Below are 15,398 nucleotides of genomic sequence, written 5' to 3' on the forward strand. Positions count from 1 at the left end.
GTCTGCGGCGGGGTCGGTATAATCGGCGGCCTTTTTCCGATCCTTTGCCCGTGAGCCCGATGAACCTGCCCGAAATCCACGAATTCCTCGGCTGCCGCACTCCCGATGCCTGGATCCAGGCGGCGCTGGCCGATCAGGAAACCCTGCTGATCGACCACAAAAACTGCGAATTCAAGGCCGCGAGTACTGCCTTGAGCCTGATCGCCAAATACCACGGTCATGTCGACCTGATCAACATGATGTCGCGCCTGGCGCGGGAAGAACTGGTGCACCATGAACAGGTCATGCGGCTGATGAAAAAGCGCAAGGTTGAACTGCGCCAACTGTCCGCTGGCCGTTACGCTTCGGGTTTGCGCAAGGTTGTGCGCAATCACGAGCCGGTCAAACTGGTGGATACCCTGGTGGTCGGCGCTTTTATCGAAGCCCGCAGTTGCGAGCGTTTCGAGGCGCTGGTGCCGCATTTGGATGAAGAACTCGGCAAGTTCTACTTTGGCCTGTTGAAAAGCGAGGCGCGGCACTTTCAGGGTTATCTGAAACTGGCCTACCAGTACGGCGATGCCAAGGACATCGCCCAGGTGATCGAGCGGGTGAGGGGAGCCGAGCAGGAGCTGATCGAGTCACCCGATATCGAGTTCCGCTTTCACAGTGGCGTGCCAGCCTGAGGCCACGGCCACACCGATCAGCGCGGTGATCCCGGTCAGCAGCAGGATCACCGTCTGGGTGCCCAAGGGCGCGGCCAGCACGGCAATCGCCAGCCCGGCCAATGGTTGCGCCAGGTTGTTGAGCAACGTGATCACACCCACCGTTTTGCCGAAGTCCTGCACCGGGATTACCCGTTGACGGGTGCTGCGCATATACACGTTGAACATCTTGTCGAAACCGGTGACCAGCAGGAAACCGAAGGTGTAGGCCCACAGGCCGGGGCTGATCGCCGTGATCAATGCCCCGGCTGCAATCATCGAATAGGACAGCCCGCCCAGCACCTTCAACGACAGCGTCGAGCGCGCCAGGTAGAACAAAATCACGATAGTCACCACGGCGCCGGCCGCTTGCACCCCGGCATAAGCATCTTTGCCCGCCGCGAATTGGCCTGTGACCATGGCCGCAGACGTGGCCAGTGTCACGCCGATGATCAGATTCACCCCCACCGCCAGCGCAATGATGCGCCTCAATTCCGCCAGGCTACGAATGTGTCTGAACGCAATGCGCAGTGGTTGCAGCCAGATATCCCGGTGTTGCTCGAAAGTCTCCAGGTTTACCGTGGTGTTGCGTTGCCAGATCAGCATCGCCAGGTCCGCCAGCACAAACAACCCGGCAATTCCCAACACCACCCAATGCCAGGCCCACACCTCCAGCATCAGCGCGGCTACGAGCGGGCCAAGCACCAGGCCGCTCTGGTCGGCAATCTGCGAATAGGACAAGGTCTTGGCGTAGGTGTAATGCTTGAAGATGTGTGGCATGACGACTTCCCGCGCCATGATGCCCTGGGTCGTCAATACGCCACACAGCGCCGACAGGATCACCAGCCAATAGATGCCGTCGAACACCCCGTACAGCGCCACCGCCACCCCGCAAGCCAGCGCCCGGTAAACCTGGCTGATGTGCAGGATGCGCACTGGCGAGAACTTGTCGCACAGCGCCCCGCATACTGGAAATGCCAGATAGCGCGGCAGTGACTCGACGAAAAACGCCAGCCCGGCCCACGCCACGCTATTGGTGGTCTGGAACACGATCAGCGGCACGATAAACAGCAGGATCTGGTCCGCCAGCCGTGACAGGAACAATGAGATGAAAAAAGCCAGGTAATCCTTGCGCATGGTGCTCTCGTTTCACTGAATCAAAGAGTCAACTAACAGCCGATCAATAGCTTGAGCCAGAGGTGTCGCTGAGATTATGGCGCTATTACTGGTGCAGGGGGCGGTGGATAGTGGTGCTTGAGGGGTTAAAAATACGCAGGGAGTTCATCGCCAATATTGACGGCGGCGCAGTTGTTCGACATTGCCAGCCCGGGCGTATAGCGAATAAGGGTGGACGTCGTCGAGCAAGGTGGATGTTCTCCCCAGCACATCTGGGACGTGGTTACATCGGGTGTTCCGGCATCAGCGTGGCGATTAACGCCCGGATGGTGCCGGGCAAGGCATCCAGTTCGCGCACCAGGATGCTGCGTTCGCGAATGGCCCAGGCTTCATCCAGCCTGATCGTTGCCAGCTGCATGGTCCGGCTGTGCCGCACGGCCGAGGACTCGGGAATGATGCCAATGCCCACGCCGGCCTCGACCATCCGGCAGATGGCCTCGAAGCTGGACACCTGGATGCGCAGCGACAAGTGCTTGCCCATGCGTTCGACATGCTCGCGCAGGAAACTCAGCAGGGTGCTGCCTTCATGCAGGCCGATGTGTTGATAGGCCAGCGCCTTCTCCTTGAATCTCTCCCGTGTATGGATGGATCAGCGCCTTGGCGTTCGGCATAGCCGAACGCGGCCTTATAAAAATGTAAATTCTCAGAAGGGCTACGGCCTTGCATGATCCGGGCAGATCCCATGCCAGAGAGTATGCATCTGATGAACCCTGCAGACTGGATTGGCCGCAACGAAACGATCCACGATCACCTGAGCCATAACCTGCTGAAGAGAATTGCCGCGACATTCGGCGATACCGCTCCCGTGCAGGGCGAGCTTATGCCGCCGCTGTGGCAGTGGTGCTTTTTCCAGGAGCCAATGCCAGAGTCGGCACTGGGGGGCGATGGCCACCCGGTTCGTGGCGGGTTCCTGCCGCCTGCCGATAATCGCAACCGCATGTGGGCAGGCGGGCGCATCGAGTTCTTCCATGGGCTGCGCGTCGGTGAGTCTGCCAGTCGCGTGTCGACCATCACCCAGGTGGAAGAAAAGACCGGCCGCACCGGCTCGCTGCTGTTTGTCACCGTGCGTCACGATTACTCGCAAGGCAGTCGCCTGGCGATCCGTGAAGAACAGGACATCGTCTACCGCGAGCCCACGCCGCCCAAGCAGGGCTTCGGTGAGGCTCTGGCCGCCGGCGAGTGGTGTGAATCGATCGAGCCGACGCCGACTCTGCTGTTCCGTTACAGCGCCGTGACCTTCAACGGCCACCGCATTCATTACGACTATCCCTACGTCACCGGCACTGAAGGCTATCCGGGATTGGTGGTCCACGGCCCACTGATCGCCACTCTGAGCCTGCGTGCGTTTTGCCGGGCCCATCCTCAAGCAACCTTGCGCCGGTTGGTCTATCGCGGTGTGCGTCCGCTGATTGCGCCGCAGCCGTTTGAGGTGGGCGTGCGTGCCCTCTGCGCGGAATTCGATGCGGGCTACTGGCGCAGGATCGATCAGGAAAAGGCTTTCCCTGAAGCCTTCGTCAAGGCCCTGACCCACGCCGGCTGGCTGGCGGCGATGATCCCGCTGGAGTATGGCGGCGCGGGCCTGGGCCTGCCGGGTTATCGAGGCCGGTGCGCAGGGCGCGGGGGCTTACCAGATTGACGGCCAGATGGTGGATGTACCCGTGCTGTTGCGCGCGCAACGGCTGCTGGCCGCCCAACCCTAGCGTCCGTCCACGCCGAACATGGAGTCTCAAGCAATCGAAACCCTGGGGGCGTGCTACACCAGGCGCCTTGCCTTACATCACAACAATAAGAAGGTGAATACCATGCTCAAGTTCTCCCGGGCGCTGTTTTGCGCCGCTACCTTGTTGACCACGGGCCTGGCCCAGGCGGCAGATCCGATTCTCATCAAGTTCGCCCACGTGGTGGCAGAAAACACGCCCAAGGGGCAGGGCGCCCTGCTGTTCAAAAAGCTGGCGGAGGAGCGCCTGCCGGGCAAGATCAAGGTCGAGGTCTACCCGAACTCGTCGTTGTTTGGCGATGGCAAGGAAATGGAGGCGCTGTTGCTTGGCGATGTGCAGATGCTGGCCCCGTCCCTGGCCAAGTTTGAGCATTACACTGCGCAAATGCAGATATACGATCTGCCGTTCCTGTTCGATGACCTGGCGGCGGTCGACCGATTCCAGGCCGCCGAGGGCAAGCAGTTGCTCACAGCGATGCAAGACAAAAACATCCTCGGCCTGGCTTATTGGCACAACGGTCTCAAGCAACTATCGGCCAACAAGGCCCTGCATGATCCTGCCGATGCACGCGGCCTGAAGTTTCGCGTGCAGGCCTCCAGTGTGCTCGAGGAGCAGTTCAAGGTGATCCGCGCCAACCCGCGCAAGATGAGCTTCGCCGAGGTGTATCAGGGGCTGCAGACGGGCACTGTCAACGGCACCGAGAACACGTGGTCGAACTATGAAAGCCAGAAGGTCAACGAGGTCCAGAAGTACTTCACCGAGTCCAATCATGGCCTGATCGACTACATGGTGATCACCAACGCCACGTTCTGGAATGGCCTGCCATCGGACGTGCGCAACGTGCTGGAGAAAATCCTGGTGGAGGTCACCGTTGAAGTGAACCAGCAGGCTGAAGCGCTGAACCAATCGGCCAAGCAGTTGATCGTTGACGCCAAGACCAGTGAAATCATCGTGCTGACGCCGGAGCAGCGGCAAGCATGGCGTGAAGCCATGCGCCCGGTGTGGAAGAAATTCGAAGATGAAATTGGTGCCGATCTGATCAAGGCGGCGGAACAATCAAACCAGCCGTAACACCTGACGTTGCCTCAACGCTTAAATCCAGGCAGATAGGGCGGTTGTGGCGAGCGGGCTTGCCCTAATGCCGTTCAGTTAAGCGAATAGTGTCCACTGTAGGAGCGAGCTTGCTCGCGAAAAACGTTAACGATAACGCGTGTTTCCTGAATAAACGCGGTGCTTATAAGTTCTTCGCGAGCAAGCTAGCTCCTACAAAAACCTTAACTGAACGGCATTGGGGCAAGCCCGCTCGCCACAGGGGAGTTCGTCAGTTTGTGAAAGTTGTGTAGATACTTATGCTCCTACAGATTAGGGCCATGGTTGAAATGCCTTAGTGGTCCATGGCGCTCAAGATGGCGTGGGCGGCTTTCACGCGTTCGGCGTTGGGGTAATTCTTGTTGGCCAGGATCACAATGCCGATGGCCTTGCTCGGCACATACGCGATGTAAGCGCCAAAACCATTGGTTGAGCCGGTCTTGTTGACTAAGGTGCCGGCGCGCAACGGTTGTGGCGGGGTCAGCCAGTTGGCCTTGTGGGGTTCCATCGCCATGGAGGTCGAGTTACCGGCGAGTAGGTCGTCAAGCTTGGTCGGATAGGCGTACATCTCCCAGCCGAGTCCCTGGAGGGTGTTATCGACCCGGTAGTAACCGGTGTGGGTGGCGGCGATGGCCTGTTGCAGCGGCTTTTCCAGGCTGGCCGGATTGATGTTCATCGCCACGTAGTGGATCAGGTCCGCCGGGCTGCTCTTCACCCCGTAGGCTTCGCTGGACAGGGCGCCAGGGCCGACGCGCACCGGCATGTCACGCTTGTCATAGCCTTGGGCGTACAGGCCCATTTGCGCCTTGGGCACGTCTACAAAGGTGTGCTTGAGCCCCAACTTCGGCAGCAGGGTGTTTTCCATCGCGACGTTGAATGGCTGCTTCAGGCTTTGCGCCGCCAGATAGCCGAACAAACCCAGGCTCGGGTTGGAGTAGAGACGCTGCGCGCCAGGCTCGAACTCGGGCTTCCAGTGCTGGAAGTAGCTGATCATCTTGCTGCTGTTGTCGGCGTCGTTCGGAAACTGTAATGGCAAGCCGCCCGCGCTGTAGGTGCCGAGGTTGAGCACGCTAATGTTATCGAAAGGCCCGCCGCCCAATGCCAGCAGGTACTGACTGGCGGGGGCTGACAAGTTCAGTTTGCCGCTGGCCTGGGCGTAGCCGGCGAGGGTGGCAGTGAAGGTTTTGCTGACCGAACCGATTTCAAATAGGGTATTTTCAGTGACCGGTTTCTGCGTGTCTTTCGAGGCAACGCCGTAGTTAAAGTATTGGGCTTTGCCGTGCTGCACGATGGCCACCGACAGCCCGGGGATGGCCTGCTGGTGCATCAGCGGCAGGACGGTCGCGTCTACCACGGTGCGGATGTCGGTGGCTGCCATGCAGTTGCCCGCACCCAGCAATAAAGCGAATATTGTGGTGTTGCGCACTTGTGTGTACATGATGAGTTTGCTTCCATGAAGATAATCGGGTGAAACCGTCACCTGCGCAGGCGTCGCAAATGTAAGCAGTCCGCGCGTTTCGGACAAACGATGATATCTCGCACCTGCCATTAGAAAAATTAGGGCTAAATCATGCTCCGTTCTCATTTGCCCCTGAACGCACTACGGGCCTTCGAAGCGTCGGCCCGTCATCTTAGTTTCACTCGGGCGGCCATCGAGTTGTGCGTGACCCAGGCCGCGGTCAGCCATCAGGTCAAGGGGCTGGAGGCGCAGCTCAATGTCACGTTGTTCAAGCGCTTGCCCCGTGGCTTGAGGCTGACCAGCGAAGGCGAAAGCCTATTGCCGGTGCTGCGTGAGTCCTTCGACCGCATCGCCCAGACACTCGGCCAGTTCGAAGGCGGACACTACCGCGAAGTGCTGACCGTCGGCGCGGTGGGCACCTTTGCCGTGGGCTGGCTGCTACCGCGGCTGGCTGAATTCCAGACGCGGCAGCCGTTTATCGATCTGCGCTTGTCGACTCACAATAACCGCGTTGACGTCGCCGCCGAAGGCCTGGACTACGCGATTCGCTTCGGTGCTGGCGCCTGGCACGGGACCGAAGCCTGTCAATTGCTCGATGCTCCGCTGACGGTGCTGTGTGTGCCGCCGATAGCTGAGCAATTGCAGGGCCCGGCGGATGTGTTGAAGCACACCTTGCTACGGTCCTATCGCAGCGACGAGTGGACGCAATGGTTCCAGGCGGCCGGTTTGCCCGTCGATACGCTGGTGCCGCGCAGCATTGTGTTCGACTCGTCATTGGCGATGATGGAGGCGGCGTTGCAAGGCGTCGGCATTGCGCTGGCGCCTGCGCTGATGTTCTCGCGACAATTGGCCACGGACCTGATCCGGCAGCCGTTTGATGTGGGAATCACCACCGGCAGTTATTGGCTGACACGCTTGCAGTCACGTACCGAAACGCCGGCGATGCTGGCCTTCAAAGGCTGGTTGCAGGAGCGTTGTGCCTGCAACGCGTAGATACAAACCCAAGGTCCGCCCCAAGCAGCTGTGAGCTTGCCCGGCGAGGTTCAAGGCGGGGGTTACGCCAGGTATTTGCGAAACCACCCCAACGTCCTTTCCCACGCCAGATTCGCCGCGGCCTCGTCGTAGCGTGGGGTGGAATCGTTGTGAAAGCCGTGGTTGGCAGCCTTGTAGATATAGGCTTCATAGGGAGTGCCGGCCGCCTTCAAGGCCTTTTCATACGCCGGCCAGCCCTCGTTGATCCGCGTATCCAGCTCACCGAAGTGCAGCATCACCGGTGCCTTGATCCTGGGAACATCCTTGGCCTCGGGCTGGCGTCCGTAAAACGACACGGCCGCGCCGAGTTCCGGGTAGGCCACCGCGGCGGCGTTGGCCACGCCGCCGCCATAGCAGAAACCGGTGATGCCGACCTTGCCGGTGCTTGTGTCGTGATGCATCAGCCATTCGATGGCGGCGAAAAAGTCGTTCATCAACTTGGCCGGGGCGACGGTTTTCTGCAGTTCAACACCTTTTTCATCGTTGCCAGGGTAGCCGCCCACCGACGTCAGGCCATCGGGGGCCAGGGCGATAAAGCCTGCCTTGGCCAAACGCCGAGCGACGTCCTCGATGTAGGGGTTGAGGCCACGATTTTCATGCACGACCACTACCGCGGGCAGCTTGCCGTCGGCTTTCGCCGGGCGCACCAGATAGCCCCGCACCTCGCCGTTGCCCTTGGGCGAGGGATAGGTGATGTAGTCGGCGACGATGTCCGGATCGGTAAACTTCACCTGTTCAGCCAGTGCGTAGTCGGGACTCAGGGAGGCCAGCAGCGCCGAAGCCGTCAGGCCGCCCAAGGTGAACAGCGCCGCGCGATCGAGAAACTCGCGTCGGTTGATCTTGCCGTGGGCATAGCCGTCGTAGAGTTCCAGCAGTTCAGGGGCGAAGTCTTTGGCGGTCAGGCGAGTCATCGGCAAGCTCCTTTATCGGTGGTGGCATTGAATGTAGACCATGCCTAGGCCGGCCGACCATGCGCTGATGCCGCCAATTGTCCGGTATCGACCCGCACGAAGATCGAGTCGCCAACGGCCGTCAGCACCTCTGCGGCATAGACCTCGCAGACCACGCGGGTCTTGCGCCCGACCTCGCCTTCGACCCTGGCCCGCAGGGTCAGCGGCACGCCCATCGGCGTGGGCTTGATGAACTTGATGCCCAGGTTACCGGTGACGCAGTCGATGCGCGGCAGGTCGCCGGGCTCGCGGTTTTGCGCCCGGTAGTGATAGGCCATGGCGGTCCAGTTGGAGTGGCAGTCCACCAGCATTGCGATCAGTCCGCCGTAGACCAGGTCCGGCCAACCGCTGTATTTGGCATCGGGCAGATGCTCGGCGACGACATGGACAGCGTCGTCATCCCAGCGGCTTTTGATGTGCAGGCCGTCGGGATTACGCGCGCCGCAGCCGTAACAGATGCCGTCAGGCGCGGTGGTGTCTTGCAGGGAAGGCGGTTGCATGGCTGATCCTTGTTGTTCTGGCTCCGATCCCCGAGCCTACTGGTGTGCGCGCCTAGCGTGCAAATTTCTTCGCCCCGGCCACACACGCAATCACCGCGACGGTGACCACCAGCATGCCTACGCTGACCGATTCATGCAGCAAGGTCGCCGCCAGGGCCAGGCCGAAAAACGGTTGCAGCAATTGCAACTGGCCGACGGCCGCGATACCGCCCTGAGCCAGCCCGCGATACCAGAACACAAAACCGATCAACATACTGAACAGCGACACGTAGCCCAGACTGAGCCACGCCGCCAGGCTGATGCCCGTGAAGGAGGCGGGTGCGAGGATCGTGGCCAGCGGTAGCACCACCGGCAGCGATATCACCAGCGCCCAGCAGATCACTTGCCAGCCGCCGAGGGTGCGGGACAGTGTTGCGCCTTCGGCATAACCCAGTCCACACACCAGCACCGCCAGCAACATCAGCAGATCGCCAACGGGCGCTGCGCTCAAGCCTTGGGACAGCGCGTAAGCCATCACCAGCCCACTGCCGAGTAGCGAGAACAACCAGAACACCGGGCGTGGCCGTTCGCCGCCACGCAGCACGCCAAATACCGCGGTGGCCAGAGGCAGCAAACCGATGAACACGATGGAGTGGGCAGACGTGACGTATTGCAACGCCAGCGCCGTGAGCAGCGGAAACCCGATGACGACACCAAGTGCCACGATCAGCAGCGGTTTCCATTGGTTGGGCGTCGGGCGCTGCTCCTTGAAAAAAGCCAGCAGGCCCAGGCCCAGCAGCGCGGCAATACTTGCCCTGGCCACCGTCAGGAACACCGGGTCAAACTCCAGCACCGCCAGGCGCGTGGCCGGTAGCGAGCCGCTGAAAATCAGCACGCCGATAAAACCATTGAGCCAGCCCCGGCTGGCGTGAGCGCTCGGGTTGAGCTGCGAAGTACGTTGCATGAGGTATGCGCTCGAAATGGGTGGGTTGTGTTACGTGCATCCTATGATTGAAAATCATGACAATCAAAAAATTGTCATGGATACATCCTCTATGCCCCGCGCTCGCTACAAGTCATTGGTGGATGCCTTTGTCCGGGACATCCGTTCCGGGAGCCTGGTGCCCGGCACCCGCTTGCCGACGCACCGCCAGTTGGCGGCGAGCCACGGCTTGGCGCTGGTTACCGCCAGCCGGGTGTATGCCGAACTGGAGGCGATGGGGTTGGTCAGTGGCGAGGCCGGGCGCGGTACCTTCGTGCGGGAGATTTCGCTGTCACCGGGGCAAGGCGTCGGACAGGTCGCGGTGGCGGCGGGCATGGTCGACCTGAACTTCAACTATCCCGCCTTGCCGGGCCAGGCCGAGTTGCTGCGCACGGCGCTGCGCCAACTGGCCTTATCCGGCGATCTGGAAGCGCTGCTGCGTTACCAGCCCCACGCCGGTCGGCCACACGAACGCGCTGCTGTGGCGCGGCACCTGGTGCAGCGTGGGCTGACGGTTGAGGCGCAGCAGGTGTTGCTGGTCAGTGGCGCCCAGCATGGATTGACCGTGGCGATGATGGCACTGCTCAAGCCGGGTGACGTGATAGCGGTGGATGCGTTGACCTATTCCGGTTTCAAGGTGTTGGCCGAGACGTTGCACCTGGAGATTGCCGCGATCCCGGTGACTGCAACGGGACCTGACCTGGAGTTTCTCGAACACCTTTGCCAGAGGCGTTCGGTGCGCGCGGTGTACTGCATGCCGACGTTGCACAACCCGTTGGGCTGGGTGCTGGATCTCGAACAGCGGCAACACTTGATTGTCATCGCCCGCGACTATGATCTGCGTCTTATCGAAGACGCGGCCTATGCCTTCCTTGCCGAGCATGCACCACCACCCTTGGCTGAACTGGCGCCGGAGCGCACGGTGTATGTCGGTGGGCTGTCGAAAAGCGTCGCCACCGGCCTGCGCGTGGGGTTCATCGCCGCGCCGGTGCATTGGGTGCCGGCCCTGGAACGTACGCTTATGGCGACCGTCTGGAACGCACCGGGGGTGATGACCGCTATCGCGGCCGCCTGGATCGACGATGGCACGGTCTTGCAACTCGAAGCGCAAAAGCGCGCGGACGCCCGGGCCCGGCAAGCCCTGGCAAAAGAAGTGCTGGCAGGACTGGATTATCGCAGCCATTGCGCTTCGTATTTTTTGTGGCTGCCCCTGGGTGAGGACGCGCGCGCTGGTCAGGTCGCCCTGGCCCTGGCGCGGGAAAATATCTCGGTGTCCACCGCTGAACCGTTTTGCGTCTCGGCGCATGTGCCCCATGCGCTCCGCCTGGCGCTGGGATCGGTGGACAGGGTGGCGTTGCAGGCGGCGTTGCTCAAAGTGAGGCGGGTGGTGCAGGCGTATTAGTCGAGTGCCCGAGCCTACAGGGATTTGGTTGGATTGATTAGTGACGCGATGATCAGGCGCTTTCCAAGGTTATACTCGGCACAATCGCAAGAACCTACATCAAACGAACCGAGATACCTCATGAGCCGTTCCCTCTTTATGACCCCTGCGCGCACGCCGGTTGCGCCGCTGCTGGCGTTGGTCCTGTTGGTGCTTGGCGCGGCGTTCCTGCACGTCAGCGTCGGCGTGCGCCAGGTGCTGTTGCTGGTAGTCGGTGCGGCGCTGGGTTTGACGCTGTATCACGCCGCCTTCGGTTTTACCTCGGCCTGGCGGGTGTTCATCAAGGACCGGCGCGGCGCGGGTTTACGTGCGCAAATGGTGATGCTGACGGTGGCCGTGCTGCTGTTTTTCCCGGCGTTGGGGGCGGGCACTTTATTCGGTCAGCCCGTGGTCGGGCTGGTGGCGCCGGCCGGGGTTTCGGTTGTCTTCGGCGCGTTCATTTTCGGCATCGGCATGCAGTTGGGCGGTGGATGTGCGTCAGGCACTTTGTTCACGATGGGCGGCGGTAATGCGCGCATGTTGGTGACCTTGCTGTTTTTTATTTGCGGCTCGTTGATCGCCACTCACCATGTCGACTGGTGGTTTTCGTTGCCTTCGTTCCCGGCGACATCCATTGTCAAAAGTTTTGGCGTGATTCCAGCATTGCTGCTGAATTTGGTGGTATTCGGGAGCATCGCGGCGCTGACCGTGCGCCTGGAAAAAGCCCGGCATGGGCAGCTTGAAGGGCGTGTCGACAGCGAGCACCAAGGTCTGCGCCGCTTCCTGCGCGGGCCGTGGCCATTGGTATGGGGCGCGGTTGGCCTGGCCCTGCTCAACTACGCGACATTGGCGCTGGCCGGGCGGCCGTGGGGCATTACCTCGGCGTTCGCGCTGTGGGGCGCCAAGGTCGCGAGTGGGTTGGGCGTCGATGTCGGCAGTTGGGTGTTCTGGCAAATACCGGGCAATGCCAAGGCCCTGGCTGCGCCGCTGTGGGAAGACATCACCAGCGTCATGGATATCGGCATCGTGCTTGGGGCGCTGTTGGCCGCTGGCCTGGCGGGGCGGTTCGCCCCCAACCTGAACATTCCGGCCCGCTCATTGCTCGCGGCAGTGATCGGTGGCTTGTTGCTCGGTTATGGCTCGCGACTGGCGTACGGTTGCAACATCGGCGCGTACTTCAGCGGCATCGCCTCGGGCAGCCTGCATGGTTGGTTGTGGCTGGTCGCTGCGTTTATCGGTAACGGGGTGGGCGTGCGTCTGCGTCCACTGTTCTTTGCTGGCGAGCGGCCACAACCGGCGTTGAGTGGTTGCTGAAAACACGGGGGTGTTCACTTGTTAGGTCGCGGCGTTGAATGAGCGCGCTGTCTTGTTGCCGATAAGGAGTTCGCATGCATTCAAACACGCCACCGAACCCACAGAGCGGCGCTGTCGAACGCGAACTCAGCCTGCGCGCGGTGATTACCGGAACGGTGCTGGGTATCTTGCTGACGCCGTCGAATGTGTACGCCGGGTTGAAGATTGGCTGGTCGTTCAATATGTCGATCATCGCCTTGCTGATTGGCTATGGCATCTGGCAAGGCCTGGCCAGGCGCTCGGCGACGCAGCTGCCGTGGACGCTGCACGAAAGCAACATTAACCAGACCGTGGCTTCGGCAGCGGCCTCGATCATTTCCGGCGGACTGGTCGCGCCGATCCCGGCCTACACCTTGCTGACCGGCCAACAGTTGGACGTTGTGCCGATGATCGCCTGGGTCTTTTCGGTGAGTTTCCTGGGGATCTGGATCGCCTGGTACTTGCGGCCCTCGTTGCTCAACGACAAGGCGCTGAAATTTCCCGAAGGCATGGCGACCCTGGAAACTCTGTTGCACATCTACAACCACGGCCACGAAGCGGCGAAGCGCTTGAAGGTGCTGTTCAGCGCCGCGTTACTGTCCGGACTGGTGAAGTGGGTTGATACATTTTTATGGGCTTTGCCGCGTTGGTCGCCAAGCGCTCAACTGGAGCGCCTGACATTTACCGCCGAGCCTTCGCTGCTGTTGATGGGGTTTGGTGGAATCATCGGTATTCGTGTTGGCTTGACCCTGCTGCTCGGCGCCGTGCTGGCCTGGGGCGGACTGGCGCCGTGGCTGCTGGCGCAGGGCCTGGTGCAGTTGCCGGCGGGCAGCAGCGGGCCGCAATTCGCGGCATTGGTGGAATGGTTGCTGTGGCCGGGCGTGAGTCTGATGGTGTGCTCGACCCTGGCTTCGTTGTCGATTCGGTTATGGGCATTGCGCACCTCCACCACGACCACCGAGGGGCTGGCTTGGGCGGCACCCAAGCCCTGGCCTGTCGTGGGTTTCGCGCTGGCGATCGGCTTGGTGGTGAGCCTGCAGGCGCTGTTATTCGGTATCAATTTGTGGATGGCGTTATTGACCATCCCCTTGGCCATTTGCCTGGCTGCGGTGGCGGCCCGAGTGGTCGGCGCCACGGGTATTCCGCCGATTGGCGCGATTGGTCAATTGTCGCAGTTGAGCTTTGGCATCGTCGCGCCGGGACAGGTCCCGATCAACCTGATGAGTGCCAACACCGCCGGTGGTGCGGCGGGGCAATGCACCGACTTGATGAACGACTTCAAGGTAGGCAAGGCGATCGGCGCCACCCCACACAAACAGTTGATCGCTCAGATGCTGGGAATTTTTGTCGGTAGCGTCGTCGGGGCATTGGCCTATCTGGCCCTGATCCCTGACCCGCACACCATGCTGCTCACTGAAGAGTGGCCAGCCCCGGCGGTGGCCACCTGGAAAGCCGTGGCGCAAACCCTGACCCATGGCCTGGATTCATTGTCGGTGAGTATCCGCTGGGCGATTGTCATCGGCGGCCTGGCTGGCTTGCTGTTGGGGGTTCTCGACGGCCTATTGCCCGCGCAGCGTGCCCGCTACCTGCCGAGCGCCGCTGCCTTGGGCCTGGCCTTTGTCCTGCCGGCCTCGGTGTCATTCATGATGGCGCTGGGCGCGGTGCTCACCTGGCTGGTGAGCTGTCGCTGGCCGCGCCTCACCGAACGCTTTGCCATTACCGCCGCGGCGGGCTTGATTGCCGGCGAAAGCATTACCGGGGTCGGGGCGTCGTTGTGGCAGATGATTGGCAATGGGTGAGGGTGGCAAATGAAACCATTGTGGGGCTGTCGAGCATTAAGGAACTGCCCTTCGCCGCTGTAGGAGCGAGCTTGCTCGCGAAGGTCGTTAACGATAACGCGGGAAGTCGGGCACCCCGAGGCGTCCTTAGGTTTTCGCGAGCAAGCTTGCTCCTACAGGTCGGTATTAGGTTCACTTGCCAGGTATGTGCATCCGCCGGGATCAAATGCTCGATACGCAATGAAGTTACGGTGATGTCGAGCGGCACGCCGAAAATGGCTGAGGGCGGCAAATGAAACCATTGTGGGGCTGGCGAACATTAAAGAGCTGCCCTTCGCCGCTGTAGGAGCGAGCTTGCTCGCGAAGGTCGTTAACGATGACGCGGGAAGTCGGGTCCCCCGAGGCGTCCTCAGGTTTTTCGCGAGCAAGCTCGCTCCTACAGATCGATATTAGGTTCACTTGCCAGGTATGTGCATCCGCCGGGATCAAATGCTCGATACGCAATGAAGTTACGGTGATGTCGAGCGGCATGCCGAAGGTGGTGAGGGTCGACCGGAAACTCAACTTGCCATGCCGTAAGTTGACTCGGGTCAGCCGCCAGCGGCGGCGTTAGTTCATAGGCCAGGGACGCTGTTTTTTGTGGCGCTGGCAGGCTTTCCACCTCCAGTGCGCTCAGCAGATTATGCAAGGTGCCCGGGCTGGGCCTGGCGCGGCCGGTTTCGATGCAGCTGAGGTGGCGCTGGGAAATCCCGCTGATCAGTGCGAGCTCCAATTGGCTCAAATTTGCCTGGCGGCGTAATAGCCGCAACTTTGCGCCAGCGCCGGTATCGGCGTTTGTTCGGGGGAAAAATTGACGGTTCATGGGCTGACTCTGGCAGGGCGGGGCGGGCGCGTCGATGACCTCACAGGTCATTGAGATGCCGAGGACGTTATCACTAATCTGTGCCTTGCCCAATCGTGACCGATTATCTCAAGGAAGACGCTGATGACCAGACCCTATATCGCACTTGCGAGCTTGCTGATGTTTTCTCTGTATACCCTGAGCACAATGTTCTCGGCCAATCAGTCGCTGATTACCTTCGGTCTCGAATTGATGTCCAGACCGGACACGGCCCAGGTGGTGATTGATCTCTATCTGATGGCCGGCATGGCATGCGTCTGGATGTACCGGGACGCACGCGCCAAGGGCAAATCACTGATCCGCATCCTGCCTTACTTGCTGTTGACCGCGATCTTCGTCTCGATTGGCCCGCTGCTCTACATCGTGATCAATGGGTTTGGTCGTCGGTCAGCGCGTCAGTAA

Annotated in this window: 13 protein-coding genes and 4 pseudogenes; 9 read left to right on the forward strand and 8 right to left on the reverse strand. The window is 61.0% G+C overall.

Going from position 1 to position 15,398, the window contains the following annotated elements; translation table 11 throughout:
- Positions 1-59 precede the first annotated feature (59 nt).
- Positions 60-662: a MiaE family protein gene (locus BLU75_RS08990; protein ID WP_084381466.1), complete on the forward strand. Its 603-nt coding sequence runs from the start codon at positions 60-62 to the stop codon at positions 660-662.
- Here BLU75_RS08990 and BLU75_RS08995 read toward each other — a convergent pair.
- Positions 618-1,817 (reverse strand): MFS transporter, encoded by a 1,200-nt coding sequence (locus BLU75_RS08995; RefSeq protein ID WP_084381465.1) that lies wholly within the window; start codon positions 1,815-1,817, stop codon positions 618-620. The genes BLU75_RS08990 and BLU75_RS08995 overlap by 45 nt on opposite strands.
- A 262-nt stretch (positions 1,818-2,079) precedes the next feature.
- Positions 2,080-2,418 (reverse strand): annotated as a pseudogene (locus tag BLU75_RS09000) (LysR substrate-binding domain-containing protein); the annotation flags it as partial.
- Positions 2,419-2,559: 141 nt separating this feature from the next.
- On the opposite strand from BLU75_RS09000, the gene BLU75_RS09005 reads away from it, so the two are divergent.
- The 3 genes and pseudogenes from BLU75_RS09005 (at position 2,560) to BLU75_RS09010 (ending at position 4,645) form a co-directional block, all read left to right on the forward strand.
- Positions 2,560-3,492, forward strand: coding sequence for an HTD2 family dehydratase (locus BLU75_RS09005; protein ID WP_084381485.1), 933 nt, complete (start codon positions 2,560-2,562; stop codon positions 3,490-3,492).
- Positions 3,434-3,556: pseudogene (locus BLU75_RS27805) on the forward strand (HpcH/HpaI aldolase/citrate lyase family protein); the annotation flags it as partial. The gene BLU75_RS09005 and the pseudogene BLU75_RS27805, both read left to right, overlap by 59 nt.
- 102 nt (positions 3,557-3,658) lie before the next feature.
- Complete coding sequence (locus BLU75_RS09010) at positions 3,659-4,645, forward strand: TRAP transporter substrate-binding protein (RefSeq protein ID WP_090221423.1); 987 nt, start codon at positions 3,659-3,661, stop codon at positions 4,643-4,645.
- A 313-nt stretch (positions 4,646-4,958) separates the two neighbouring features.
- On the opposite strand, the gene ampC is transcribed toward BLU75_RS09010, so the two are convergent.
- Complete coding sequence (gene ampC / locus BLU75_RS09015) at positions 4,959-6,101, reverse strand: class C beta-lactamase (RefSeq protein WP_084381463.1); 1,143 nt, start codon at positions 6,099-6,101, stop codon at positions 4,959-4,961.
- Between the two features lie 132 nt (positions 6,102-6,233).
- Here ampC and BLU75_RS09020 point away from each other — a divergent pair, with 132 nt between their 5' ends.
- Positions 6,234-7,115: a LysR family transcriptional regulator gene (locus tag BLU75_RS09020; protein ID WP_084381462.1), complete on the forward strand. Its 882-nt coding sequence runs from the start codon at positions 6,234-6,236 to the stop codon at positions 7,113-7,115.
- Between the two features lie 62 nt (positions 7,116-7,177).
- Here BLU75_RS09020 and yghX read toward each other — a convergent pair whose 3' ends face one another.
- Genes yghX through BLU75_RS09035 form a run of 3 tightly spaced genes read right to left on the reverse strand, consistent with a single transcriptional unit; the run spans position 7,178 to position 9,547 of the window.
- Positions 7,178-8,065, reverse strand: coding sequence for a YghX family hydrolase (gene yghX, locus BLU75_RS09025; protein ID WP_084381461.1), 888 nt, complete (start codon positions 8,063-8,065; stop codon positions 7,178-7,180).
- A 44-nt stretch (positions 8,066-8,109) separates the two neighbouring features.
- Positions 8,110-8,604, reverse strand: coding sequence for a PaaI family thioesterase (locus tag BLU75_RS09030; protein ID WP_084381460.1), 495 nt, complete (start codon positions 8,602-8,604; stop codon positions 8,110-8,112).
- 52 nt (positions 8,605-8,656) lie between these two features.
- Positions 8,657-9,547 (reverse strand): DMT family transporter, encoded by an 891-nt coding sequence (locus tag BLU75_RS09035; RefSeq protein WP_084381459.1) that lies wholly within the window; start codon positions 9,545-9,547, stop codon positions 8,657-8,659.
- Positions 9,548-9,638: 91 nt separating this feature from the next.
- Between BLU75_RS09035 and BLU75_RS09040 the strand changes: the two genes are divergently transcribed.
- The 3 genes from BLU75_RS09040 (at position 9,639) to BLU75_RS09050 (ending at position 14,116) form a co-directional block, all read left to right on the forward strand.
- Positions 9,639-10,967: an aminotransferase-like domain-containing protein gene (locus tag BLU75_RS09040; RefSeq protein ID WP_084381458.1), complete on the forward strand. Its 1,329-nt coding sequence runs from the start codon at positions 9,639-9,641 to the stop codon at positions 10,965-10,967.
- 120 nt (positions 10,968-11,087) lie between these two features.
- Positions 11,088-12,299, forward strand: a complete 1,212-nt coding sequence (locus BLU75_RS09045) for a YeeE/YedE family protein (protein WP_084381457.1) — start codon at positions 11,088-11,090, stop codon at positions 12,297-12,299.
- 74 nt (positions 12,300-12,373) lie between these two features.
- The gene (locus tag BLU75_RS09050) at positions 12,374-14,116 is read left to right on the forward strand and encodes an OPT family oligopeptide transporter (protein WP_084381456.1); all 1,743 of its coding nucleotides are present in this window, start codon (positions 12,374-12,376) and stop codon (positions 14,114-14,116) included.
- Positions 14,117-14,288: 172 nt separating this feature from the next.
- On the opposite strand, the pseudogene BLU75_RS27810 reads toward BLU75_RS09050, so the two are convergent.
- Positions 14,289-14,369 (reverse strand): annotated as a pseudogene (locus tag BLU75_RS27810) (helix-turn-helix domain-containing protein); the annotation flags it as partial.
- A gap of 182 nt (positions 14,370-14,551) precedes the next feature.
- Positions 14,552-14,957, reverse strand: a pseudogene (locus BLU75_RS27815) (helix-turn-helix domain-containing protein); the annotation flags it as partial.
- A 123-nt stretch (positions 14,958-15,080) separates the two neighbouring features.
- Between BLU75_RS27815 and BLU75_RS09060 the strand changes: the two are divergent.
- Positions 15,081-15,398, forward strand: a complete 318-nt coding sequence (locus BLU75_RS09060) for a DUF2834 domain-containing protein (RefSeq protein WP_084381454.1) — start codon at positions 15,081-15,083, stop codon at positions 15,396-15,398.

It is taken from the genome of Pseudomonas mucidolens (assembly GCF_900106045.1).
Taxonomy (GTDB): domain Bacteria; phylum Pseudomonadota; class Gammaproteobacteria; order Pseudomonadales; family Pseudomonadaceae; genus Aquipseudomonas; species Aquipseudomonas mucidolens.

Coding starts and splice junctions, on each gene's coding strand:
- BLU75_RS09010 (WP_090221423.1), top strand. CDS start 3,659: ATGCTCAAGTTCTCCCGGGCGCTGTTTTGCGCCGCTACCTTGTTGACC.
- BLU75_RS08995 (WP_084381465.1), bottom strand. CDS start 1,817: ATGCGCAAGGATTACCTGGCTTTTTTCATCTCATTGTTCCTGTCACGG.
- BLU75_RS08990 (WP_084381466.1), top strand. CDS start 60: ATGAACCTGCCCGAAATCCACGAATTCCTCGGCTGCCGCACTCCCGAT.
- yghX (WP_084381461.1), bottom strand. CDS start 8,065: ATGACTCGCCTGACCGCCAAAGACTTCGCCCCTGAACTGCTGGAACTC.
- BLU75_RS09020 (WP_084381462.1), top strand. CDS start 6,234: ATGCTCCGTTCTCATTTGCCCCTGAACGCACTACGGGCCTTCGAAGCG.
- BLU75_RS09035 (WP_084381459.1), bottom strand. CDS start 9,547: ATGCAACGTACTTCGCAGCTCAACCCGAGCGCTCACGCCAGCCGGGGC.
- ampC (WP_084381463.1), bottom strand. CDS start 6,101: ATGTACACACAAGTGCGCAACACCACAATATTCGCTTTATTGCTGGGT.
- BLU75_RS09060 (WP_084381454.1), top strand. CDS start 15,081: ATGACCAGACCCTATATCGCACTTGCGAGCTTGCTGATGTTTTCTCTG.
- BLU75_RS09050 (WP_084381456.1), top strand. CDS start 12,374: ATGCATTCAAACACGCCACCGAACCCACAGAGCGGCGCTGTCGAACGC.
- BLU75_RS09040 (WP_084381458.1), top strand. CDS start 9,639: ATGCCCCGCGCTCGCTACAAGTCATTGGTGGATGCCTTTGTCCGGGAC.
- BLU75_RS09030 (WP_084381460.1), bottom strand. CDS start 8,604: ATGCAACCGCCTTCCCTGCAAGACACCACCGCGCCTGACGGCATCTGT.
- BLU75_RS09045 (WP_084381457.1), top strand. CDS start 11,088: ATGAGCCGTTCCCTCTTTATGACCCCTGCGCGCACGCCGGTTGCGCCG.
- BLU75_RS09005 (WP_084381485.1), top strand. CDS start 2,560: ATGAACCCTGCAGACTGGATTGGCCGCAACGAAACGATCCACGATCAC.